21 protein-coding genes are annotated in these 22,221 nt (G+C 68.4%); 11 read left to right on the top strand and 10 right to left on the bottom strand.

Annotation, left to right across the window (positions count from 1 at the left end):
* Positions 1–107: 4Fe-4S dicluster domain-containing protein (locus DIE02_RS28840; RefSeq protein ID WP_141667388.1), on the top strand; the 107-nt coding region annotated here is incomplete at its 5' end.
* Between the two features lie 118 nt (positions 108–225).
* On the opposite strand, the gene DIE02_RS28835 is transcribed toward DIE02_RS28840, so the two are convergent.
* The 3 genes from DIE02_RS28835 to rbsK all read right to left on the bottom strand — a co-directional run bounded on the left by DIE02_RS28835 (position 226) and on the right by rbsK (position 3,529).
* Positions 226–1,173 (bottom strand): dihydrodipicolinate synthase family protein, encoded by a 948-nt coding sequence (locus DIE02_RS28835; RefSeq protein WP_044846060.1) that lies wholly within the window; start codon positions 1,171–1,173, stop codon positions 226–228.
* A gap of 45 nt (positions 1,174–1,218) precedes the next feature.
* Entirely contained in the window at positions 1,219–2,538 is a 1,320-nt protein-coding gene (locus DIE02_RS28830) for an MFS transporter (RefSeq protein ID WP_124488978.1), read from the bottom strand.
* A 61-nt stretch (positions 2,539–2,599) separates the two neighbouring features.
* On the bottom strand, positions 2,600–3,529 hold the full coding sequence (gene rbsK, locus DIE02_RS28825) for a ribokinase (protein WP_124488977.1): 930 nt from the start codon (positions 3,527–3,529) through the stop codon (positions 2,600–2,602).
* Between the two features lie 238 nt (positions 3,530–3,767).
* Between rbsK and DIE02_RS28820 the strand changes: the two genes are divergently transcribed.
* Complete coding sequence (locus DIE02_RS28820; RefSeq protein ID WP_124488976.1) at positions 3,768–4,838, top strand: LacI family DNA-binding transcriptional regulator; 1,071 nt, start codon at positions 3,768–3,770, stop codon at positions 4,836–4,838.
* A gap of 78 nt (positions 4,839–4,916) precedes the next feature.
* On the opposite strand, the gene aroC is transcribed toward DIE02_RS28820, so the two are convergent.
* The 3 genes from aroC to DIE02_RS28805 all read right to left on the bottom strand — a co-directional run bounded on the left by aroC (position 4,917) and on the right by DIE02_RS28805 (position 8,809).
* Entirely contained in the window at positions 4,917–6,017 is a 1,101-nt protein-coding gene (aroC, locus tag DIE02_RS28815; RefSeq protein ID WP_124488975.1) for a chorismate synthase, read from the bottom strand.
* 262 nt (positions 6,018–6,279) lie between these two features.
* Positions 6,280–8,214, bottom strand: a complete 1,935-nt coding sequence (locus tag DIE02_RS28810) for an MFS transporter (RefSeq protein ID WP_124488974.1) — start codon at positions 8,212–8,214, stop codon at positions 6,280–6,282.
* Positions 8,215–8,353: 139 nt separating this feature from the next.
* Positions 8,354–8,809, bottom strand: coding sequence for a CBS domain-containing protein (locus DIE02_RS28805; protein WP_044846066.1), 456 nt, complete (start codon positions 8,807–8,809; stop codon positions 8,354–8,356).
* 158 nt (positions 8,810–8,967) lie between these two features.
* Here DIE02_RS28805 and DIE02_RS28800 point away from each other — a divergent pair, with 158 nt between their 5' ends.
* Positions 8,968–9,285 (top strand): Mpo1-like protein, encoded by a 318-nt coding sequence (locus tag DIE02_RS28800; protein WP_124488973.1) that lies wholly within the window; start codon positions 8,968–8,970, stop codon positions 9,283–9,285.
* 18 nt (positions 9,286–9,303) lie between these two features.
* On the opposite strand, the gene DIE02_RS28795 is transcribed toward DIE02_RS28800, so the two are convergent.
* Complete coding sequence (locus DIE02_RS28795; RefSeq protein WP_124488972.1) at positions 9,304–10,632, bottom strand: YihY family inner membrane protein; 1,329 nt, start codon at positions 10,630–10,632, stop codon at positions 9,304–9,306.
* A gap of 148 nt (positions 10,633–10,780) precedes the next feature.
* Here DIE02_RS28795 and wrbA point away from each other — a divergent pair, with 148 nt between their 5' ends.
* The 4 genes from wrbA to DIE02_RS28775 are packed head-to-tail and all read left to right on the top strand — an operon-like array spanning position 10,781 to position 14,092.
* Positions 10,781–11,401, top strand: a complete 621-nt coding sequence (wrbA, locus tag DIE02_RS28790; protein WP_124488971.1) for an NAD(P)H:quinone oxidoreductase — start codon at positions 10,781–10,783, stop codon at positions 11,399–11,401.
* Positions 11,398–11,799 (top strand): DUF2069 domain-containing protein, encoded by a 402-nt coding sequence (locus DIE02_RS28785; RefSeq protein WP_044846070.1) that lies wholly within the window; start codon positions 11,398–11,400, stop codon positions 11,797–11,799. The genes wrbA and DIE02_RS28785 overlap by 4 nt, the downstream gene beginning before the upstream one ends.
* A 19-nt stretch (positions 11,800–11,818) precedes the next feature.
* Positions 11,819–13,240 carry an FAD-binding oxidoreductase gene (locus DIE02_RS28780; protein WP_124488970.1) on the top strand — a complete coding sequence of 474 codons (1,422 nt, stop codon included), beginning with the start codon at positions 11,819–11,821 and terminating at the stop codon, positions 13,238–13,240.
* A 24-nt stretch (positions 13,241–13,264) separates the two neighbouring features.
* Positions 13,265–14,092 (top strand): metallophosphoesterase, encoded by an 828-nt coding sequence (locus DIE02_RS28775; RefSeq protein ID WP_124488969.1) that lies wholly within the window; start codon positions 13,265–13,267, stop codon positions 14,090–14,092.
* Positions 14,093–14,148: 56 nt separating this feature from the next.
* On the opposite strand, the gene DIE02_RS35675 is transcribed toward DIE02_RS28775, so the two are convergent.
* Both DIE02_RS35675 and DIE02_RS28770 read right to left on the bottom strand, forming a co-directional pair.
* Positions 14,149–14,307, bottom strand: coding sequence for a hypothetical protein (locus DIE02_RS35675; protein ID WP_170296438.1), 159 nt, complete (start codon positions 14,305–14,307; stop codon positions 14,149–14,151).
* 125 nt (positions 14,308–14,432) lie between these two features.
* Positions 14,433–15,374 carry a LysR family transcriptional regulator gene (locus DIE02_RS28770; protein ID WP_044846073.1) on the bottom strand — a complete coding sequence of 314 codons (942 nt, stop codon included), beginning with the start codon at positions 15,372–15,374 and terminating at the stop codon, positions 14,433–14,435.
* Positions 15,375–15,531: 157 nt separating this feature from the next.
* Here DIE02_RS28770 and DIE02_RS28760 point away from each other — a divergent pair, with 157 nt between their 5' ends.
* The 4 genes from DIE02_RS28760 to DIE02_RS28745 are packed head-to-tail and all read left to right on the top strand — an operon-like array spanning position 15,532 to position 20,450.
* Entirely contained in the window at positions 15,532–17,145 is a 1,614-nt protein-coding gene (locus tag DIE02_RS28760; RefSeq protein ID WP_124488968.1) for an efflux transporter outer membrane subunit, read from the top strand.
* Positions 17,146–17,160: 15 nt separating this feature from the next.
* Positions 17,161–19,362: an FUSC family protein gene (locus DIE02_RS28755; RefSeq protein WP_124488967.1), complete on the top strand. Its 2,202-nt coding sequence runs from the start codon at positions 17,161–17,163 to the stop codon at positions 19,360–19,362.
* Positions 19,359–19,562, top strand: a complete 204-nt coding sequence (locus DIE02_RS28750) for a DUF1656 domain-containing protein (protein WP_011351756.1) — start codon at positions 19,359–19,361, stop codon at positions 19,560–19,562. Before DIE02_RS28755 ends, DIE02_RS28750 begins: the two co-directional genes overlap by 4 nt.
* A 12-nt stretch (positions 19,563–19,574) precedes the next feature.
* A complete protein-coding gene (locus DIE02_RS28745) occupies positions 19,575–20,450 on the top strand; it encodes an HlyD family secretion protein (RefSeq protein ID WP_044846076.1) in 876 nt (291 codons plus the stop codon).
* A 23-nt stretch (positions 20,451–20,473) separates the two neighbouring features.
* On the opposite strand, the gene DIE02_RS28740 is transcribed toward DIE02_RS28745, so the two are convergent.
* Positions 20,474–22,147, bottom strand: a complete 1,674-nt coding sequence (locus DIE02_RS28740; protein WP_124488966.1) for a methyl-accepting chemotaxis protein — start codon at positions 22,145–22,147, stop codon at positions 20,474–20,476.
* Positions 22,148–22,221 lie beyond the last annotated feature (74 nt).

The raw sequence follows: 22,221 nt of genomic DNA, 5'->3' as shown, positions 1-22,221 counted from the left end.
CGCAGAACTGCGTGCACTGCAAGACCTGCGACATCAAGGACCCGACGCAGAACATCGTGTGGGTCACGCCGGAAGGCGGCGGCGGGCCGAATTATCCGAACATGTAACTGCCGAAGAACGCCGCCTCGCGCGGCGTTTTTTTTCGTCGGTTCGACGTTCGACATTCGACGCCGCCCGGCTCTCCATCGGGCGCGCGACTCATGCACCGCGCCCGTATCGGCTGCGCTAACGCGCCGCGATCCGCCGACGGAAATGCTCGGTACCGGACACGATCTTGTCGAGCACCGCGTCGAGCGCCCAGAAGCGCTCGCGCACGTCGTAGTCGATCGCACGGCAACGAATCGATCCGAACGTGCCGATCCGTTGGTGATAGATCTTCGCAAGCGCCGGGTAGCCCAGCGCTTCCGACACCGCCGAGAGCACCAGGAACGTCGACAACTCGTCGGCCAGCGCCGGATCCGAGCCGCCCTGCGTGCGCAACCATCGGTACAGGTCGGGATGGAAGTTGGTGAACACGCCGTTGAAACCGGCCGAACCCGCCTTCATCGCATCCCATGCGATCGCGGCGTTCGCATTGAGGATCTTCAGCGGCGACCCCGCGGCGAGTGCGACGCGTCGCTTCACCGTCTCCAGATCGCAGCTCACGTCCTTCAACATCACGAAGCGGCCGGTGTCGATGCACGCACGCAGTTCGTCATCGGACAGCAGTCGCCGATAAGGCGCCGGACATTCGTACAAACCGAGCGGCAGATCCGACGGCAACCGGGCGAGCAGCTTGTGAAGATGGTCGAGAAGCGCCGCGCTGCCCTTGCGCTGCGGATCGAGGCGGTTGGTCACGAGCACGACGCCCTGCGCACCCGATTCCGCCGCGGCACGCAGCTCGGCGACCTGCGCATCCAGATCGTCGCTGATGTGCCCGGACGCGACGACGGGCACGCGCCCGGCCACCCGCTCGACCACGAAACGCGCGAGTTCCGCACGCTCGGCAAGACTCAGGAATTGCATCTCGCTCGACTGCGCGACCGCGAACAGCGCATCCGAGCCGTGCGCCAGATACCATTCGACGAGTCGCTCGAGGCCCGCGTAGTCGATCGCGCCGGCGTCGTCGAACGGCGTCAGCATCACCGGTACGATCCCCTCGATGGTTGCGCTCGATTGCCGATGTGGTTGCATCTGTTTCTCCTTCCTTCAGTGAATACGGGGGTGTAGCCGACGGACTCAGGCCGGCAGCGGTCCGGGCGCGGCGCTCGCGGACTGCTCGGGAATCGGTTTGCGCACCAGCAGCAGGTAAGCCATCGCGCCGGCGAATGCGATTGCCGCCGCCGTCAGCAGCGCGGGCACGAACGACCACCTCTGCGCGATGACCCCCGTCAGGATCGGCGCGAGCGCACCGCCGATGAAACCGCCGAAATTCTGGATCGCGCCGAGCGATGCGACACGGCTCGGCGGGGCGGCCGCCGTCGCGAGCGCCCACGAGCATGCCGACGCCGCATTGGCGAGAAAGATCACGACCGAGATGCATGCGAGCGCGACCGTGTTGCTCTGCACGAGCGCGGCCGGAATCGTGAACGCGACCATCCCGAGCATCGCGACGACCACCGCGTTGCGCCGGCTCACGACCGGCGAGCGGCTGCGGCGCGTCACCAGATCCGAGAGCCAGCCGGCAACGAGCGAACCGACGAACCCGCACAGGAACGGCACGGATGCCGCAAACCCGGTGCGCACGAGGCTCATGTGACGCTCCATCGTCAGGTACCCCGGCAGCCAGGTCAGGTAGACCCAGTTCAGATACACGGAACCGAAGAATCCGAGCAGCATGCCCCAGGTCGTGCCGTGCGAAAACAGGCTGCGCCAGTCGGCGAAGGTCAGTTTCGGCATCGCGACGGCCGTCTGCGCATCGGTATCGAGATACGCGCGTTCCGCCGCGGTCAATTGCGCGCGCGCCGGATCGCGGTACAACGCAAACCAGACGACGGCGACGACGAGGCCGAGCGCACCCGTCACGACGAATGCCCAGCGCCAGTTGAACGATGCGACGAGCACCGCGAGCAGCAATGGCGCGAGTGCGGTGCCGAGCGGCGACGCCGCGTTGAAGATCCCGGTCGGCGTACCGCGCGCGCGCAACGGAAACCAGTTGCTCACCACCCGCGCCGCCGACGGGAACTGCGGCGCCTCGCCGATGCCCAGCACGATGCGCGCGACGATGAACCAGCCGAAGGTGGACACGATGCCGCCCGATGCCTGCGCGAGCGACCAGACGATCAGCCCGATGCCGAGCAGCCGGCGCGGCCCGATGCGATCGACGAGTCCGCCGACCGGGAACTGGCACAGCGCGTAGCTCCACGAGAACGCCGACAGCAGCAAGCCCATCTGCGAGAGCGACAGCCCGAGATCGCCCCGGATTGCCGAACTCGCGACGGCCAGCGTGCCGCGGTCGAGATAGTTGACGATCCCGCTCGCCATCAGCAGCGCGAGCGCAATACGTTGTCCGCGCCGGATACGTGGCGGCGCAGTCGGAACAGCATGATTCTCGTTCATTGCGTTTGTCTCCATGTCCTGAATGGTTTCCGGGCCTCGGTCTGTTCCGTCTTCGCGGAATCTATGCGGCCCCACGCTCCACTTCCTCGCGTGTCGGAATCGACGTCTGCGCGCCGTGGCGCGTGACGCTGATCGCGGCCGCACGCTGTCCGAACGCGATCGCGTCGTCCATCGACGCGCCGCTCGCCCGGGCGGCCGCGAAGCCGCCGACGAAGGTATCGCCGGCCGCCGTCGTATCGACGGCGACCACCGCCATCGCCCGATGGCGGCCGCTCCCTGCACTTCCGCGCCAGCAGACGCCGCGCGCGCCCAGCGTGACCAGCACGTTGCCGACACCCTTCGCGCGCAGCGCGTCGGCGGCCCGCACCGCCGACGCGTCGTCGCCGACGGCAATGCCGGTCAGCGACTCCGCTTCCGTTTCGTTGACGACGAGATAGTCGATGCGGGCCAGCAATGCGTCGAACAGCGGCCGGGCCGGCGCCGGATTGAGCAGCACCGGCGTGCGATGCGCGATCGCATTGCCGATGGCGCGCGCGACGGTCTCGATCGGCACCTCGAGCTGGCACACCATCAGCGCCGCGCCGGCGATCGCGTCGCGCGCCCGGTCGATCAATTCGGCATCGAGGCGCGCGTTTGCACCGGGCACGACGACGATGCTGTTCGCGCCGTGCGCATCGACCGTGATCGTCGCGACCCCGGTTGCCTCGCCGTCGATCCGGTGCAGATGCGTCACGTCGATGCGCTCCGCCGCCAGCGCGTCGTGCAGACGTGCGCCGAACGCATCGTTGCCGACGCAGCCGATCATCGCGACCGACGCACCGAGGCGCGCGGCGGCCACCGCCTGGTTCGCCCCCTTGCCGCCGTGAACGGTCTGGAACGTGGTGCCGAGCAGCGTTTCGCCCGGCACGGGCAGCCGCGGCGCATGCGTGACGAGGTCGACGTTGACGCTGCCGACGACAGCGATCCGGGGTGGTCTGGTGTGGATCATCATCGAATGTAACCGCTTACATTTTCGACGTACAAAATGGCCTGATCGGCCTTCGTCGACGAAAACTTCACGATGCGGTTGAAATCTGTGTCTGACATAATACGGAGTAGCATCAAGATAGCGCTTACATTCTCACAGGCGAGACCGGGATTGCAAGCGGGACCACGATGAATCGAGGGTAAACGATGGCGTTTTTGACCACGCGCGGAGCCTGCAGGGCAGCCGCGCCCGGGGATAACCGATGAGTACGCCTTCATCCGGCGGTGGCGCGGCTCGCGCGCGCCGCGGCAGCGGCCGGTCGGTGCTCGGCGACGTCGCGAAACTCGCCGGCGTGTCGACCGCGACCGTTTCGCGCGTCTACAACGATCCCGGCAAGGTCTCGGCCGACGTGCAGCAGCGCGTGCGCGACGCGGCACGTGCGCTGAACTGGATTCCCAACGCAGCCGGCCGCGCACTCGCCTCCACGCGCACCCACATCACCGGGGCGATCATTCCGACGCTCGACGACCAGGTGTTCGCATCGCAGGTAGCGGGCATGCAGGCGGTCATGGCCGAGCATGGCATCACCCTGTTCCTGGGCTGCTCGAATTACGATCCGGCGCAAGCGCTCGCGCAGGTGCGCGCGATGCTGTCGCGCGGCGTCGAAGCGGTGTCGCTGGTCGGCGAAGCCTATCCGCCGGAAGTATTCGAACTGCTCGACCTGCATCGGGTGCCGTATGTCGTCACCTATGCTTACCGCGACGACAGCCCGCACTGCTGCATCGGCTTCGACAACCGCGCGGCATTCGCGCGACTGACCACGCACCTGCTCGAGCTCGGGCATCGCGATTTCGCGATCATCATGCAGCCTTCGGCCGACAACGACCGCGTGCAGGCCCGCCTGCGCGGCATTCACGAGACGCTCGCCGCGCGCGGGCTCGCGGTCAGGCCGATCCACCAGCACGAGGGCGCGGCCACGATCGCGTTCGGGCGGGCGAGCCTGCGCGCGATTGCCCACAGCGGCGCGACGCGCCCGACGGCCGTGATCTGCGGCAACGACGCACTCGCGCTCGGCGCCCTGCTCGAGGCGCAGGCACTGGGCATCGACGTGCCTTCGCAGCTGTCGATCACCGGGTTCGACGATGTCGCGCTGGCTCGCGAAATCCGGCCGGCGCTGACGACGATGTGGGTCGACACCGATGCGATCGGCCGCAAGGCCGCCCGCGCGTTGCTCGACGCACTCGAAAACGGCGCAGCCGGGCCCGGTTGCGCGGTACTGCCGGAGCTGCGGGTACGCGAATCGGCCGCGCCGCCGGATGCGGCGGCCCAATGAAAACGGGGCGCCGCAGGCGCCCCGTTTCGCATCGAATCGGCCAAATCGGTCGAACCGGCGAGTGCCGGCTCCGCTGCATCAGGTCGCGCTGCCCGCGATCTTCGGCGTCGGCGTCTCGACGTCGCCGCACTGCGCGCGATGGCGCAGCGCGTGGTCGATCAGCACCAGCGCGAGCATCGACTCGGCGATCGGCGTCGCGCGAATGCCGACGCACGGGTCGTGGCGGCCGAAGGTTTCGACGGTCGCTTCTTCACCGGACTTCGTAATCGAACGGCGCGGCGTGCGGATGCTCGAGGTCGGCTTGATCGCGATCGACACGGTGATGTCCTGCCCCGTCGAAATCCCGCCGAGCACGCCGCCCGCATGGTTGCCGATGAAACCGGCCGGCGTCAGTTCGTCGCCGTGCACCGAGCCGCGCTGCGCGACGCTGTCGAAGCCCGCGCCGATCTCGACGCCCTTCACCGCGTTGATGCTCATCATCGCCTTCGCGATGTCCGCGTCGAGCCGGTCGAATACCGGTTCACCCCAGCCGACCGGCACGCCCGACGCGACGACGTCGATGCGTGCACCGATCGAATCGCCGTCCTTGCGCAGCGCGTCCATGTAGGCTTCCAGCTCCGGAACGATCGCCGCGTTCGGCGAGAAGAACGGGTTTTCGCGGACGTGCGACCAGTCGACGAACGGCACGTCGATCTCGCCGAGACCGCTCATGTAGCCGCGCACTTCGACGCCGAAGCGCTCGCGCAGCCACTTCTTCGCGACCGCGCCCGCGCCGACGAGCGGCGCGGTCAGGCGCGCGGACGAGCGGCCACCGCCACGGTAGTCGCGGATGCCGTATTTCTGCCAGTAGGTGTAGTCGGCGTGGCCGGGGCGGAACGTCTCGACGATGTTGCCGTAATCCTTGCTGCGCTGGTCGGTGTTGCGGATCAGCAGCGCGATCGGCGTGCCGGTCGTCACGCCTTCGAACACGCCGGACAGGATCTCGACCTCGTCGGCTTCCTGGCGCTGCGTCACGTGCCGCGACGTGCCGGGCTTGCGGCGATCGAGCTCGACCTGGATGTCGGCTTCGGTCAGCCCCATTCCCGGCGGGCAGCCGTCGATCACGCAGCCGATCGCGGGACCGTGCGATTCGCCGAAGGTCGTGACAGTGAAAAGCGTGCCGAGGGTATTGCCGGACATGATGGAACCGCCCAAAGAGAAATGGACAAACCGATGCGCTGCCGGGGCCGCTGGCAGGCCGATCGTTTGCCGGTCGAGAAAAGAGGTAAACCGCTATTATGCCAGCCGTCCCGGACCCGCGGGCCGCGTGAACCGTTCAGACCATACTGGCCGGCCACGCTGACGGCCCGGCGCCAGAATCGTCGACCCGCGCCGTTCCGATCGAACCGGCCGGTTTGCAGCCGCCCGCTGCCCGATACGAAGCCGCCGGGGCCCGCCTTGCCTACTTCCGCGCGCCGCGCAGCTCGGTCACCGCCGCCTGCAGCGCCTCGGGCGTCGCAACCGAGGCCGCGATCGGCTCGCCGACCGCGAGCGTCAGCCGGCTCATCACGCCGCGCTTGATGGGCCGCGGCATGCGCGCATCGGCATGACGGGAGAAATAGCTGCCCCACAGCCCGCGCAGCGCCATCGGGATCACGGGCGCCGGCGTGCGGCCCAGGATCTCGGTGATGCCGTGGTGGAAGGTGTTGATGTCGCCCGTCTTGGTCAGCTTGCCCTCGGGGAAGATGCACACGAGTTCGCCATCCTTCAGCGCGGCCTCGCATGCGTCGTACGCGCGCGCGAGCATGTCGGGATCCTCGTGGCGCGGCGCGATCGGAATCGCCTTCGCATGCCGGAACACCCAGCTCGCGAAGCGCGCCTTGAAGATCCGGTGATCCATCACGAACCGGATCGGCCGCGGGCTCGCAGCCGCCAGCACGAGCGCATCGACGTAGCTCACGTGGTTGCATACGAGCACGGCCGCGCCCTCTTCCGGGATCCGCTCCGCATGGACGAGACGAATCCGGTAGAACGTGTGCACCAGCACCCACGCGACGAAACGCAGCAGGAACTCGGGGACGAGCAGGTAGATGTACGTCGCGACCACGACGTTCAGCAGCGCGGTGACGAGGAACAGGCCGGGGATGTCGACCCCGGCCTTGGTCAGCCCCATCGCCATCAGGGCCGACAGGATCATGAACAGCGCGTTCAGGATGTTGTTCGCGGCGATGATCCGCGCACGGTGGGTCGGCGCGCTGCGGCTCTGGATCAGCGCATACAGCGGCACGCTGTAGAAGCCGCCGAACATCGCGAGCAGGAACAGGTCGGCCAGGATGCGCCAGTGACGCGCGCCGCCCAGGAATTCCCCGACCGACAGCAGATGCCCGGGCGATGGCAGCGAGCGGCTCGCGAAATACAGCTCGATCGCGAACACGCTGATGCCGATCGAGCCGAGCGGCACGAGGCCGATCTCGACGCGCCGCTGCGACAGCCGCTCGCAGAGCAGCGAGCCGAGGCCGATCCCGACCGAGAACGTCGCAAGCAGGACCGTGACGACGTCGGGGCTCGCGGACAGCACGTCCTTCGCGAAGTTGAAGAACGACGTGAGGAACGTCGCGCCTACGAACCACAGCCACGAGATGCCGAGCAGGCTCAGGAACACGGTGCGGTTCTGCCGCGCGAGCCCGAGATTGCGCCACGTTTCGCTGAACGGATTCCAGTTGATCACGAGATCGGGCTGCGGCGCGGGCGTCGACGGCACGCGCTGCGCGACGAGCCGCCCCGCGAGCGCGATGACGACGACGCTCACCGCGAGCACGCGCTCGCCGCTGCCTTCGATGCCCGCGGCCGCGCCGCCGATGATCGTGCCGATCAGGATCGCGATGAACGTGCCCATCTCGACGAGGCCGTTGCCGCCGACCAGTTCGTGGTCGCCGAGATGCTGCGGCAGGTACGAATACTTGACGGGGCCGAACAGCGTCGAGTGCATCCCCATCATGAACGTGCACAGATACAGCAGCGTCGCGCTGTGCGTGACGAAACCGGCCGCGCCGACCAGCATCAGCACGATCTCGAAGGACTTCACGAAGCGCGTGAGCGTCGCCTTGTCGTATTTGTCGGCGATCTGGCCGGAGGTGGCCGAGAACAGCACGAACGGCAGGATGAAGATCGCGGAGATCAGGAACGCGGCCGTCTTCGCGTCGACGCCGGAGAAGCGCGCGGTGTGATAGGTGACGAGCGACGTGAAGCCGATCTTGAACACGTTGTCGTTCAGCGCGCCCAGGAACTGGGTCGTGAAGAACGGCGCGAAACGGCGCTGGCGCAACAGGTCGAACTGCGACGCGTGGGTGCGCCGTTCGCCGCGCGACGCGGAAGAGACTTGCGTGTGATCGCTCATGCGGAATACGCGCGAATCGTCTGGGCGAAGCTGCGCGGACCTTGGGTTGTTGTCGAAAAAACGGCGGCGCAGGCTGAACCTGCGCCGCCGTACGCCGAATGGCAGCGCCCGCGCGTCATGGCACCGGGCGCGACGCGATTCACGGCTTCTGCGCTTCGGCTTCCGATTCCGGCCAGTCGCGGATGTACGCCTTCAGCATCCGGTTCTCGAAGCTCTGCGCCTCGACGACCGTCTTCGCGACGTCGTAGAACGAAATGACGCCCATCAGCACCTTCTTGTCGAGCACCGGCATGTAGCGCGCGTGGCGCTCGAGCATCATCCGGCGCACTTCGTTGACGTCGGTTTCCGGCGTGCACGTGAGCGGCTCGTCCATCACCTTGCGCACCTGCACGTCGCCGATCGCGCCGCCGTTCACGTGCAGGCGCAGGATGATCTCGCGGAACGTCAGCATCCCGACGAGATCACCGTACTCCATCACGACGAGCGAACCGATATCGTGTTCGGCCATCGTATCGACCGCTTCGCGCAGCGGCTTATCGGGCGTCACCGTAAACAGCGTGTTGCCCTTCACTTTCAGAATATCGCTGACGCGCATCGTAGTCCCCTCATGCTTGAATGCAAAACCTTTTTCGATCCTATCGGAAAGCCTGTCAAAAGGAAAGCTCAGCCCCACGCGGCGCGGCCGTCGCCGCTTGCGGACACCGGCCGGCCGCCGCACAATGAGTCCATGGACGGCGGCCCGAGGAGACGGCCATGGCACATACGCATACGGAGCAATTCGCCAGCTTCGCCGATTTCTACCCGTACTACCTGAACGAACACCAGAACCTGACGTCGCGCCGGCTGCACTTCATCGGCTCGCTCGGCGTGATCGGCTGCGTCGCGATGGCGATCGCGACGGGCCACTGGCCGTGGCTGCCGGCGGCGGTCGTGTGCGGCTACGGACTCGCGTGGGTCGGACACTTCTTCTTCGAGAAGAACCGCCCCGCCACGTTCCGGCACCCGATCTACAGCCTGATGGGCGATTGGGTGATGTTCAAGGACATCTGCACCGGCAAGATTCCGCTGTAAGGCCCGCCCGGCACCGCGTCACGCCGTTTTCGGCGGCCGCGCGTGCGGGTCGTGCGCCCCGCCGGGCACGGGCCCGGGCACGGTCGCGGCCGGCGCACCCGCAAGCCGGTGCGCGGCGATCAGCGACGCAAGCGATACGTCGAACCGGTCGTTCGACAGCACCTCGAGCAATGCCGCGCCTTCGACGTGGCTGCTGCGTCGCTGCAGCTGATACGTCAGTTCGGTGCGGTCGATCACCAGGACGTCGAACAGCTGCGCCAGCGTCAGCTGCTCCGGATTCGCCAGCAGGATGTAGCACGGCGCGCGATCGCCGCTGTCCAGCCGCGCGATCCACTCCCGCTCCTCCATCGTCGACAGCAGCCGCTGCGCGGTTTCCATGTCGCAGCGCAACATGGCCGCAAGCCGCATCGCCGTATAGCCCGCCTTGCCGACCGCGCGCGCCTCGGCCAGCCGCGCGAGCAATTCGAGCGCGTCGAGCAGGTCGCTGCCCGCATAGTGGATGCGATGGAACTGGCCGACGCGGATCGCCGGCAGCGCGGACGCCACCATCGCGCCGAGCAGCGCGATGAACCAGCTCAGGTACACCCACAACAGGAACACCGGCAGCGCCGCGAACGCGCCGTAGACGGCCGTATAGGTCGGAATGCGCCGCACGTAATAGCCGAAGCCGCGCTTCGCGAGCTCGAACGCGATGGCCGCGAACAGCCCGCCGATCACCGCGTCGCGCCATGCGACCGTGCAGTTCGGCAGATACACGTACAGCAGCGTGAACGCGAGCACGGTCAGCGGCAGCGACACGAACGCGAGCAGCCATTCGACGATCGACGTCGACGGCGCGGCGCCGGTGAACGCCAGCGATTGCGTAAACAGGTACGACGAGATCGACAGGCTCACGCCGAACAGCAAGGGCCCGAGCGTGATCAGCGCCCAGTACGCGAGCACGCGCTGCGCGAACGGCCGCGGCTTGCGCACCCGCCAGATCAGGTTGAACGCGGACTCGATCGTCATCATCGTCATCACGGACGTGACGACGAGCACGATCAGGCCGGCCGTCGTCAGCCCCTTGGCCTTCGACGCGAACTGGTTCAGGTACTTGAAGATCTGGACGTTGAACTGCGCGGGCATCAGGTGATCCGCGAGGAACCCCTGCAGCGAGATCTGGAACGACGCGAACATCGGGAACGCGGTAAACAGCGCAAACGCGACCGTCACGAGCGGCACGAGTGCCAGCATCGTCGTGAACGTGAGGCTGCCCGCCACTTGCGGGATGCGATCCTCGGCGCTGCGCCGGGCCGCGAACTGCGCGAGGCGCTTGAGGGTGTCGAGATCGACGCTCAACTTCGGCAAACGGCTTCTCCTTCTCTGCTGACGCCGCGCGCCCGACGGCGCGCCGCCGCCGCGCTGCGCGACGACTTCAGCCCCTATAATAGCCGCTCGATCCAGCAGGGGCCGACTGCACCGGGCATCCGCGCGGCCGCATGCGGCCCCGTCGCCCATGAAAGACATCCTCGTCCTCTATTACAGCCGCCACGGCGCCACGCGTGATCTAGCACTCGCAATCGCGAACGGCATCGACAGCGTGCCCGGCATGCAGGCCCGCATCCGTACCGTGCCGCCCGTCTCGACGGTCTGCGAAGCCACCGCCTCCGATATCCCCGACGACGGCCCGCCGTATGCGGAGTTGCGCGATCTCGAGGAGTGCGCGGGCCTCGCGCTCGGCTCGCCGACCCGCTTCGGCAACATGGCCGCCTCGCTCAAGTATTTCCTCGACGGCACGACGCCGCAATGGCTGTCGGGCGCGCTGACCGGCAAGCCGGCCTGCGTGTTCACGTCCACCGGCAGCCTGCACGGCGGCCAGGAGTCGACGCTGCTGTCGATGATGCTGCCGCTGCTGCATCACGGGATGATGATCGTCGGCATCCCGTACACGGAATCCGCGCTCAGCACGACGCGCACCGGCGGCACGCCGTACGGCGCGTCGCACGTGTCGCAGCACGATCGCAGCGGGCCCGCGGGGCTGTCGGCGGACGAAAAGGCGCTCGCGGCCGCGCTTGGCGTGCGGCTCGCGCGTGCGGCAGCGGCCCTCGCCGACGCCCGGGCCGCCGCGGCCGCATGAACGCGCCTGCCCGCCCCGCCCGTCCCCCCGTCGCCGCCCGGCCGCGCTACGCGCTGGCCGCGGCCGCGTGCCTCGTCGCGCTGATCGCGCTGTCGCTCGCGTGGGAACTGTGGCTCGCGCCGCTGCGCCCGGGCGGCTCGGCGCTGATGCTCAAGGCCGTGCCGCTCGCGCTCGCGCTGCCCGGCGTCTGGCGGCGTAACATCTATACGATGCAGTGGGCGAGCATGCTCATCCTCGTCTATTTCGCCGAAGGCATCGTGCGCGGCATGTCCGACCGCGGATTGTCCGCGACGCTCGGCTGGTGCGAGACCGCGCTCGCCGTCGGCTTCTTCGTGGCCGCGCTGGCCTACGTCGCGCCGTTCAAGCGCGCGGCGAAGCAGCAGCGCGCCGCGTCCTGACCCTTACGCGACCGAACGTATGAATTCTTCCGAAGCCTTCGTATCCGCCTGCCGAGACGCGATCGGCGCCACCTACGTGCTGACCGAGCCGCACGACACCGAACCGTTCCTGACCGACTGGCGCCGCCGCTACAAGGGCAGCGCGTGCGCGGTGCTGAAACCGGCCGATACGGCGGAAGTCGCGGCGCTCGTCCGGCTCGCCAACGCGCACGGCGTCGCGCTCGTGCCGCAGGGCGGCAACACGGGGCTCGCCGGCGGCGCGACGCCCGACGCGAGCGGCAGCCAGGCCGTGCTGAGCCTCGCGCGCCTGAACCGCGTGCGGGCCCTCGATCCGCACAACAACACGATCACGGTCGACGCCGGCGTGATCCTCGCCGACGTGCAGGCGCGCGCCCGCGAAGGCGGCCGGCTGTTCGCGCTGAGCCTCGCCGCCGAAGGCAGCTGCACGATCGGCGGCAACCTGTCGACCAACGCGGGCGGCACCGCGGTGCTGCGCTACGGCAACGCACGCGAGCTGTGCCTCGGGCTCGAGGTCGTGACGCCGCAGGGCGAGATCTGGGACGGCCTGCGCGGGCTGCGCAAGGACAACACCGGCTACGACTTGCGCGACCTGTTCATCGGCGCCGAAGGCACGCTCGGGATCATCACGGCCGCCGTGCTGAAGCTGCATCCGCTGCCGGCCGCGCAGGTCACGGCGCTGGCCGCGCTCGAGTCGCCGCACGCGGCGCTCGACTTCCTCGCGCTCGCGCAACGCGCGGCCGGCCCGCTGCTGACCGGCTTCGAGCTGATGTCCGACTTCTGCATGCAGCTGGTCGGCAAGCACTATCCGCAACTGCGCTATCCGTTCGACCGCACGCATGCGCAGACGGTGCTGCTCGAACTGTCGGACAACGAAAGCGAAACGCATGCGCGCACGCTGTTCGAAAAACTGATGGAAGAGGCGTTCGAGGCCGGGCTCGTGGTCGACGCCGTCGTCGCGGAAAATCTCGCGCAATCGCGCGCGTTCTGGGACCTGCGCGAACACATCCCGCTCGCGCAGGCCGACGAGGGTCTCAACATCAAGCACGACATCGCGGTGCCGATCTCGTCGATCGCGCGCTTCATCGACGAAACCGACGCAGCGATCCAGCAGGCCGCGCCGGGCGCGCGGATGGTCACGTTCGGCCATCTCGGCGACGGCAACCTGCACTACAACGTGCAGACGCCCGAAGGCGGCGACCCGAAGGCGTTCCTCGCGGCATTCCAGAAGCCGATCAACCGCATCGTCTACGACAACGTGCACCGTCACCACGGCACGATCAGCGCGGAGCACGGGATCGGCCAGCTGAAGATCGACGACGCGCAGCGCTACAAGTCGCCGGTCGAAACGGCGCTCATGCGCACGCTGAAGACCGCGCTCGACCCCCGCGGGCTGATGAATCCCGGCAAGGTCCTGCACTGAAGCCCCCGTCCCGGAACGATGCCCATGAGAGTCCGCGTCCTGTCCGACCTGCATCTCGAATGCAACCAGCCCGACACGATCGCGCATGCCGACGCGGATCTCGTCGTGCTGGCCGGCGATATCCACAATCACGCGGAAGGCCTGCGCTGGGCCGCGGAGACGTTCGATCCCGACGTGCCGGTGATCTACGTGCCGGGTAATCACGAGTACTACGACGGGGAATTCGGCGCGCTCGAAACCGCGATGCGCGACGCCGCGCACACGATCGACCACGTGCATTACCTGAACAACGGCGTGTACGTCGATCCGGCGCAGCGCTTTCGCGTGCTCGGCACGACGCTGTGGGCCGATTTCTCGCTGTTCGGCGCCGACCAGGCGAGCGTCGCGCGCGCGATCGACGCGGCCATGCGCGTGATGCTCGATTTCAAGGGATTGATCCAGGTGACGTGGCCGCACGATGCGTCCGTGCATGCGGCGGCAGCCCCGGAGCGGGATTTCACGCCGGCCGATGCGATCGCGCTGCACCGGCAAGGCCGCGCGTGGCTCGAAGCACGGCTCGCGACACCGTTCGCGGGGCGCACGATCGTCGTCACGCATCATGCGCCGCACCTGCGCTCGCTGGCGGAGCGTTATGCGGAAGACCTGGCGTCGGCGGGATTCGTCACGGACATGGCGGAACTCGTGCGGCCGCCCGTGGACCTGTGGATCCACGGCCACACGCATACTTCATTCGATTACGTGACCGACAGCGGCACGCGCGTGGTGTGCAACCCGCGCGGCTATATTCGCCGGCGCACCGGCGAACTGGAGAATCCCGCGTTTGCGTGGGACAAGGTGGTCGAGCTCGGCTGAGCGCCAAGCCATCGGGCCGCGCGATGAGGCCCTACCCGAGCTGAAAGGCCGCCCGATCAGCGATCGGCGCGGCGCGAGCCGTTCGACGACGGGCGCACCCGCACCGGCACCGGCTTCATCCGCGCCTTCATCGCGCGCAGCAGATCGCGCGTCGCCGCGGCGGCAGCAGCCGCACCAAGCAAAACTCCAAGGCCGATCATCAGTTGCGTATCCATTGCGACTCCGGGTGTGGGCAGTTCCAAATCTCGATGATTGAAACAGTATCAAACTGTCCGCGGTCCGTTGGTAAAAAAATGTTGCGTGAAGGACAAATCTGGTCAGATTGCGCTCGACCGCGCGCTCATGTCGCAGCCGTGAACTGCGCGAGCGCGGCCTCGTCGGCTTCCAGCGTGGCCGGCAGCTCGTCGCGCAGGAAATCGACCCAGGTGCGGATTTTCGCGTCGAGGTACTGGCGCGACGGATACAACGCGTAGATGTTCATCACGTGCGACCGGTATTCGGGCATCACGCGCACGATGTGTCCGCTGCGCAGCCCGCCGATCGCCGAATAGAGCGGCAACCCGCCGATTCCCATCCCTTCCCGCACGGCCACCGCGAGCGCCTCGGCGACGTTCACGCGGAACGGCGGCGCCGTGACCGGAACCACCTCGTCGCCGCGCGGCCCCGACAGCGACCATTCGTCGAAGTGAAAGCCCGGCGCGACCATCCCGAGACAGACGTGCTGCTCGAGATCGGCCGGGGTCTGCGGCACGCCGTGCGCGTCGATATAGCCCGGCGACGCGCACACGACGCTGTAGCTCTCGCCGAGCCGCTGCGACACGAGCCCCGAATCCGGCAGGTCGCGGCCGACCACGATCGCGACGTCGTACCCCTCGTCGAGCAGGTCGGGCATCCGCTGCGCGAGCGTCAGCTCGACGTGCACGTCCGGATAGCGCTGCCGATAGCGCGCGATGGCCGGCACGAGGTAGTGCTGCCCGAGGCTCGTGAAGCAATGCACCTTCAGCTTGCCCGACGGCCGCGCGTGCGCGTCGCCCGCTTCGGCTTCGGCCTGGTCGACGTACGCGAGGATCTGCTCGCAGCGCTGCAGGTAGCGCTCGCCCGCTTCGGTCAGCGCGATCCGGCGTGTCGTCCGGTTCAGGAGGCGCGTGCGCAGGTGCGCCTCGAGATCCGACACGGCGCGCGACGCATAGGCGGTGGTCGAATTCATCTGCTGGGCGGCCGCGGTAAAGCTGCCCGCGTCGACCACGCGGACGAAGACCCGCATGTTTTGTAACGTATCCATCCCATTACCCGTATGAATCCGGAGGGATTGTTGCACAGGGGCCAACAAATATTATCTCAGGATTCGTAAAAATGACTTGCACCGTTGTCCATTTATTCAGGAATCACTGAAAAATATAATCGCATCCGACTCATCTATATCCGAAAGGGAGAAAATCGTGCGGTCTCCGGCAACAAAAGGGACGCTGGCACTGGCGGTTCTTGCAGTCTCATTAATAATGGCCGGATGCGCGAGCATGGGCGACAACAAGCCGCAGTCCGCCCGCATCGAAGCGAACACGCTCGACGCCGGCGCCGCGATCCGCGCGGCGGACCACGATGCAGGCTGGCCCGCGTCCGACTGGTGGCGCGCGTACCGCGATCCGCAGCTCGATGCGTGGATTGCCGCCGCGCAGGCCGGCAACCCGAGCCTGGCGGCCGCGGAGGCGCGCGTGCGCGAAGCGCAGGCGATGGCGCGCGTGGCGCGCTCGGCGGAACTGCCGCAGATCAACGGCAATCTGTCGCTGATGCGCCAGCACTGGCCGGACAACGTCTACTACGGCCCGGGGCCGCTCGCCGATACCGACACCTGGAACAACACCGGCACGCTCGGCCTGTCGTACCACCTCGACCTGTGGGGCAAGGACAAGAACGCGACCGAGCGCGCGCTCGACACCGCGCATGCGACCGCGGCCGACGCACGGGCGGCGAAGCTCGAGCTCGAGGTCAACGTCGTGCGCGCGTATGTCGGCATGTCGATGAACTACGCGCTGCTCGACCTTGCGCACGAAACGTTCGAACGCCAGCGCTCGCTGGCCGATCTCGCGCGCAAGCGCCTGCAGGCCGGCCTCGGCACGCAGCTCGAAGTCAGCCAGGCCGAATCGACGCTGCCCGACTACGAGCGCCAGATCGACAGCTACGAAGAAGCGATCCAGCTCGCGCGCCACCAGCTCGCCGCGCTCGCGGGCAAGGGCCCGGGCGCCGGCGACGCGATCAAGCGGCCGAGCCTGTCGCTCGATGCGCCGGCCGGCCTGCCGTCCGCGCTGCCGGCCGACCTGCTCGGGCGCCGCCCGGACGTCGTCGCGGCCCGCTGGACGGTCGACGCGCAGGCTCGCGGCATCGATGTCGCGAAAGCCGCGTTCTACCCGAATATCGATCTGCTCGCGACGGTCGGCGGCTTCGGCGTGACCGCGCCGTTCACCGACTTCCTGCGCGCGATGAATGGCGGCTGGACGGCCGGCCCAGCGCTGTCGCTGCCGATCTTCGAAGGCGGCCGGCTGCGCGCGCAACTCGGCGCGGCCGACGCCGGCTACGACCAGGCGGTCGAACGCTACAACCAGACGGTCGTCGGCGCGCTCAAGGACATCGCCGACCAGGTCGTGCGGATCCGCTCGCTCGACACGCAGAAGAAGGACGCCGCGCGCTCGGTGGCCGCCAACGACCGCAGTTACCAGCTGTCGCGCGAAGGCTTCCGCCGCGGGCTGACCGATTACGTGAACGTGCTGGTCGCGCAACAGCAGCTGCTGCGCGCACAGGAAACGGCGGCCCGCATCGACGCGGAACGCCTCGCCGCACACGCGCAGTTGATGGCCGCGCTCGGCGGCGGCGTCGAGACGGAGACGCAGACGGATGCGGACGTGCGGGGCGGCCATCCGCCGCGCGACGCGTCCGCCGCGGGTGCCGCCGCGCCGGCAGCCGCATCGGGCGCGAAGCCCGCCGCGGCCGTCGCCCGCCCCGCGCAGGTCGCGACGGCCGGTTCGGCGGGTGCAGCCGCCACGCCGGCCGCACGGTAACGCGGAGCGACCGTCATGTCAGCCTCCTCCCCCGCTTCCACGCACGCCGGCGGCGCGCTCGCGGCCTGGTACGCCGCCTTCGGCGACTGGGCCCGCAGCGACGGCGCCGCGTGGCTCTACCTGTTCAAGGCGCTGCTCGCCGCGTTCATCGCGACCGGCGTGTCGATGCGGCTCGACCTGCCGGCCCCGAAGACGGCGATGACCACGGTGTTCATCGTGATGCAGCCGCAAAGCGGCGCGGTGCTCGCGAAGAGCTTCTACCGGGTCGCCGGCACGATCTTCGGGCTGATCGCGACGCTCACGTTCGTCGGGCTGTTCCCGCAGCAGCCGCAGCTGTTCCTCTTGGCCGTCGCGCTGTGGGTCGCGCTGTGCACGGCCGGCGCCGCGCGCAACCGCAATTTCCGCAGCTACGGCTTCCTGCTCGCCGGTTACACGACCGCGCTGATCGGGCTGCCGGCATCGCAACACCCCGACGGCGCGTTCATGAGCGCGATGACGCGGGTCGCCGAGATCATGGTCGGGATCGTGTCGGCAGGCGTCGTCAGCGCGCTGGTGTTTCCGCAGTACACCGGCGAGCAGATGCGCACGACGGTGCGCAAGCGCTTCAGCAGCTTCGTCGACTACGTCGCGGCGGCACTGTCGGGCCAGCTCGACCGCGCGCACATCGAAACCATCCATACGCGCTTCGTCGCGGACGTGGTCGGCTTCGAAGCGGCGCGCAGCATGGCCGTGTTCGAGGATCCGGACACGCGGATGCGCAGCGGCCGTCTCGCGCGCCTGAACAGCGAGTTCATGAGCGTATCGAGCCGCTTCCACGCGCTGCACCAGTTGATGAACCGACTGCGCGCGGCCGGCGCGCAGGCCGCGATCGATGCGATCGAGCCGTACTTCCGCGAAATCGCGCCGCTTCTGACGCGCAACGGCGAGCCGGTGCGCTCGTCGGCCGACGCCGCGCTCGCCGCCGAACAGTTGCTCACGTGGCGCGACGCGCTGCCGCGCCGCATCCGCGCGACGCGCGCCGCGCTCGAGACGCAGCCGGATTTCCCGCTGCTCGACTTCGACACGGCCACCGAGCTGCTGTACCGCTTCATCACGGACCTGCACGAATACGCGGCGACCTACGCGTCGCTGTCGACCGCGACGCACGAGCGCGAGCGCTGGATCGAGCGCTACGAGCCGCGCACCAACCTGACGGCGATGGTGATCGCTGCGATTCGCACCGCGACCGTGATCCTCGTGCTCGGCGCGTTCTGGATCGCGACCGCGTGGCCGAGCGGCGTGACGCTGACGCTGACGGCGGCGGCCACCTGCGCGCTCGCGTCGTCGACGCCGCGCCCGACTGCGATGTCCGCACAGATGGGCATGGGCACCGCGCTGGCCGTCTGCACGGGCTTCCTGCTGACGTTCGGCATCTACCCGCACATCGACGGCTTCCCGCTGCTGTGCGTGGCCCTCGCGCCGCTGCTCGCGATCGGCATCTTCATGACGCTGAAGCCGAAGCTCGCCGGCTACGGGATGGGCTACCTGATCTTCTTCAGCTTCCTCGCCGGCCCCGACAACATCACGCACTACGACCCGACGAGCTTCATGAACGACGCGCTCGCGCTGGTGCTGTCGATGCTCGTCTCGGCGATCGCGTTCGCGGTGCTGTTCCCGCCGACCGCGCCGTGGCACAAGAAGCGGCTGTTCGCCGACCTGCGCCACCAGGTGGTCGCGGCGTGCCACGCACGGCTCGCCGGCTTGCGCACGCGCTTCGAGAGCGGCGCGCGCGACCTGATGTACCAGGCGCACACGCTGTCGGCCGACCAGCCCGACGTGCAGCGCGACGCGCTGCGCTGGATGTTCGCGGTGCTGGAAACGGGCAATGCCGCGCTCGACCTGCGCGCGGAGCTGGCGACGCTGCCGTCCGACCCGCGCTATGCGCCGACGACACCGTGGCGCCGCGCGATCGAGACGCTGCGCGCCGCGCTGTCCGCGCTGTTCCGCAAGCCGGACGCGGCGCGCTTCGACGCGGCGCTCGCCGCGGTCAACGCCGCGATCGACGCGACCCGGCAAACGCTCGATGCGTTCACGCCGTCGCGCGAGGAGCGCCACCGGCTGCAGCGCATCCTGAGCCATCTGCATTTCGTACGCACGGCGCTGCTCGATCCGGAATCGCCGCTCGAGCCGCTCAACCGCAACCGCCCCGTGCGTCCCCAACAAGGAGCCTCGTCATGATGCCGCGTGAAATCGCCATTCTCGATGCCTACATGCCCACGGTGGTCCTGATGTTCGTCCTGGGCGCGCTCGCGACCTGGGCCGTCGACCGCCTGCTCGCCTACACGGGCCTCTACCGTCTCGTCTGGCACCCGTCGCTGTTTCGCGCGTGCCTTCTCGTCTGCATTTGCGGCGGACTGAGTCTTGCCGTTTACCGTTGATTCCGAACCATCATGATTCTCAGAAAACTCTTCGGCTTCGTCGCGACCGCCATCATCCTTCTCGTCGCGATCCTGATCGGGCGCTCGCTGTGGGTGCACTACATGGACGATCCCTGGACGCGCGACGGGCGCGTCCGTGCCGAAATCGTCAACGTCGCACCGGACGTGTCGGGCGCGATCGTCGAGCTGCCCGTGCATGACAACCAGCTCGTGAAAAAGGGTGACCTGATCATGCAGATCGACCCGTCGCACTACCAGATCGCGGTCGAGCAGGCGCAGGCGGCCGTCGCCGCCCGCCGCGCGGAACTGCAGATGCGCCGCGACGACGCGGCCCGTCGTGCCGACCTCGACGCGCTCGTCGTGTCGAAGGAAAACCGCGAGAACGCGGCGCACAGCGCGTCGAGCGCCGATGCGCAGTACCAGCAGGCGATCGCCGCGCTCGACGCCGCGAAGCTCAACCTCGAACGCACGCGCGTGGTCGCACCGGTCGACGGCTACATCACGAACCTGCAGACGTTCAAGGGCAACTACGCGGTGGCCGGCCAGGCGAAGCTCGCGATCGTCGACAGCCATTCGTTCTGGGTCTACGGCTACTTCGAGGAAACCAAGCTGCCGCGCGTGAAGGTCGGCGCGCCGGCCGAGATGCGGCTGATGAGCGGCGGCGTGATGAAGGGCCACGTCGAGAGCATTTCGCGCGGCATCTACGATCGCGACAACCCGCAAAGCCGCGACCTCGTCGCGGACGTGAACCCGACCTTCAACTGGGTGCGCCTCGCGCAGCGCGTGCCGGTGCGCATCCGCATCGACGAGGTGCCGGCCGACGTGGTGCTGTCGGCGGGCACGACCTGCACGGTCATCATCGATCCGGACCAGCGGAAGAAGTCGTAAGCGCCGACCTGCCGGCCGGACGCCTACGCCGCGATGCGAAAGCGTCCGACCAGCGACTTGAGCGCCTGCGCCTGTTCGTCGAGCGCATTCGCCGCAGCGGCGGCCTGCTCGACGAGCGCGGCGTTCTGCTGCGTGCCGGCATCCATCTGCGTGACCGCGCGGCCGATCTCGTCGATCCCGGCGCTCTGCTCGTCCGACGCCGCCGAGATCTCGCCGATGATGTCGGTCACGCGCTTGACCGCCCGCACCACGTCGTCCATCGTGCGGCCCGCATCGTGCGCGAGCGCCGCGCCGTTCGCGACGCGCTCGACCGACGCGCCGATCAGCGTACGGATCTCCTTCGCCGCGGTCGCCGCGCGCTGCGCGAGCAGCCGCACCTCGCCCGCGACCACCGAAAAACCGCGCCCCTGCTCACCCGCGCGCGCCGCCTCGACCGCCGCGTTCAACGCGAGAATGTTGGTCTGGAACGCGATCCCCTCGATCGTGCCGATGATGTCGCGAATGTTCTTCGCGCTGTCGTCGATCTCGCTCATCGTCGCGACCACGCGACCGACGACTTCGCCGCCCGCCTCCGCGACGGCCGACGCATTGGCCGCGAGCGCGCTCGCCTGACGCGCGTTCTCGGCGTTCTGCCGCACGGTCGACGTGAGCTCTTCCATGCTGGCCGCGGTGCGCTCGAGCGCGACGGCCTGCTGCTCGGTGCGCCGCGACAGGTCGAGGTTGCCGGTCGAGATCTCGCCGGACGCGGCCGCGATCGCCTCGGCGCTGACGGCGATCTCGCCGACGGTCGCCGCAAGCCCGGACTGCATGTCGGACAGCGCGCGCACCATGCTGTCGCGGTCGTGCCGGCCGAGCGGAATCGGCCGCGTCAGGTCGCCGCGCGCGATGTCGGCGGCGATCGCCTTCGCCTCCGCGGGCTCGCCGCCGAGCTGCGACGCGAGGCGGCGCACGACCCGCTCGGCGATCGCGATCGCCAGCACGATCAGCGCGGCCGTCATCGCCGCGATCATCGCGAACGACGACGAGAAGATCGTTGCGGATGCATCGAGCGTCGCCTTCGACTTCGCGCCGCGCGTCTTCACGAGCATCGCGACGAGCTTCTCGAGCTTGCCGGTCTCGACCAGCAGCGACACGTCCTGCGTGCCGACCTGCCAGTTCATCTGCGACAGGTCGAGCGGCTGCGCCTGCACGAGCGCGACGAAATCGCGCAGATGGCCGCTCCACGTGCCGACCGCCAGCGAGAATGCGCGCAGTCGCGCGGAATCGTCCGCATCGGCCGGATCCGCGTAATGCTGCAGCGTCGCGAGCGCCTGGCCGATCGACGCGAGCCCCGCGCCGACTTCGGCGCCCAGGTCGTCGCGTTCCTTCGCGGTGGTGGCGGTCAGCAGCATCTTCTGCGCGCGGCTCGCGCGCAGCACCTCGGCGCGCACTTCCTCCGCCGCCCGGCTCGCGACGTGCCCCTGCTCGTAGACCGACGCAATCGACGCGTTCAGCCGGCTGATCTGCCACAGCGAGAACACGCCAATCGCGAGCGTGCCGGCCAGCAGGATCGCGAACGCGGCGCGCAACGTCGCCTTGACGGTCCACGTCCGGCGTTCGCGCCGGGCTGCGCGCGCGTGCCGCGAGGCGGGCCTGGCGGCTGCGTCGGCCGCGGCTGTGGCCGCAACCGGCCGCGGATGCAATGAAGCTGCTTTCATCGATATTTCCCCGTATTGATCGTGCCGCCGAAAAGGTCGGTTCCGGCGGCCGGCATTCCCGCAATGGCCCGTCA

This window comes from Burkholderia sp. Bp8991 (genome assembly GCF_003853795.1).
Taxonomy (GTDB): domain Bacteria; phylum Pseudomonadota; class Gammaproteobacteria; order Burkholderiales; family Burkholderiaceae; genus Burkholderia.
This window is presented reverse-complemented; position numbering and strand designations above follow the sequence as displayed.

Bases quoted from the DNA above. Each gene is read 5' to 3' on its own strand.
- DIE02_RS28780 (WP_124488970.1), top strand. From the start codon at position 11,819: ATGAATTCTTCCGAAGCCTTCGTATCCGCCTGCCGAGACGCGATCGGC.
- DIE02_RS28750 (WP_011351756.1), top strand. From the start codon at position 19,359: ATGATGCCGCGTGAAATCGCCATTCTCGATGCCTACATGCCCACGGTG.
- DIE02_RS28745 (WP_044846076.1), top strand. From the start codon at position 19,575: ATGATTCTCAGAAAACTCTTCGGCTTCGTCGCGACCGCCATCATCCTT.
- DIE02_RS28740 (WP_124488966.1), bottom strand. From the start codon at position 22,147: ATGAAAGCAGCTTCATTGCATCCGCGGCCGGTTGCGGCCACAGCCGCG.
- wrbA (WP_124488971.1), top strand. From the start codon at position 10,781: ATGAAAGACATCCTCGTCCTCTATTACAGCCGCCACGGCGCCACGCGT.
- DIE02_RS28835 (WP_044846060.1), bottom strand. From the start codon at position 1,173: ATGCAACCACATCGGCAATCGAGCGCAACCATCGAGGGGATCGTACCG.
- DIE02_RS28785 (WP_044846070.1), top strand. From the start codon at position 11,398: ATGAACGCGCCTGCCCGCCCCGCCCGTCCCCCCGTCGCCGCCCGGCCG.
- DIE02_RS28755 (WP_124488967.1), top strand. From the start codon at position 17,161: ATGTCAGCCTCCTCCCCCGCTTCCACGCACGCCGGCGGCGCGCTCGCG.
- DIE02_RS35675 (WP_170296438.1), bottom strand. From the start codon at position 14,307: ATGGATACGCAACTGATGATCGGCCTTGGAGTTTTGCTTGGTGCGGCT.
- DIE02_RS28770 (WP_044846073.1), bottom strand. From the start codon at position 15,374: ATGGATACGTTACAAAACATGCGGGTCTTCGTCCGCGTGGTCGACGCG.
- DIE02_RS28810 (WP_124488974.1), bottom strand. From the start codon at position 8,214: ATGAGCGATCACACGCAAGTCTCTTCCGCGTCGCGCGGCGAACGGCGC.
- DIE02_RS28820 (WP_124488976.1), top strand. From the start codon at position 3,768: ATGAGTACGCCTTCATCCGGCGGTGGCGCGGCTCGCGCGCGCCGCGGC.
- DIE02_RS28775 (WP_124488969.1), top strand. From the start codon at position 13,265: ATGAGAGTCCGCGTCCTGTCCGACCTGCATCTCGAATGCAACCAGCCC.
- rbsK (WP_124488977.1), bottom strand. From the start codon at position 3,529: ATGATGATCCACACCAGACCACCCCGGATCGCTGTCGTCGGCAGCGTC.
- aroC (WP_124488975.1), bottom strand. From the start codon at position 6,017: ATGTCCGGCAATACCCTCGGCACGCTTTTCACTGTCACGACCTTCGGC.
- DIE02_RS28830 (WP_124488978.1), bottom strand. From the start codon at position 2,538: ATGAACGAGAATCATGCTGTTCCGACTGCGCCGCCACGTATCCGGCGC.
- DIE02_RS28800 (WP_124488973.1), top strand. From the start codon at position 8,968: ATGGCACATACGCATACGGAGCAATTCGCCAGCTTCGCCGATTTCTAC.
- DIE02_RS28805 (WP_044846066.1), bottom strand. From the start codon at position 8,809: ATGCGCGTCAGCGATATTCTGAAAGTGAAGGGCAACACGCTGTTTACG.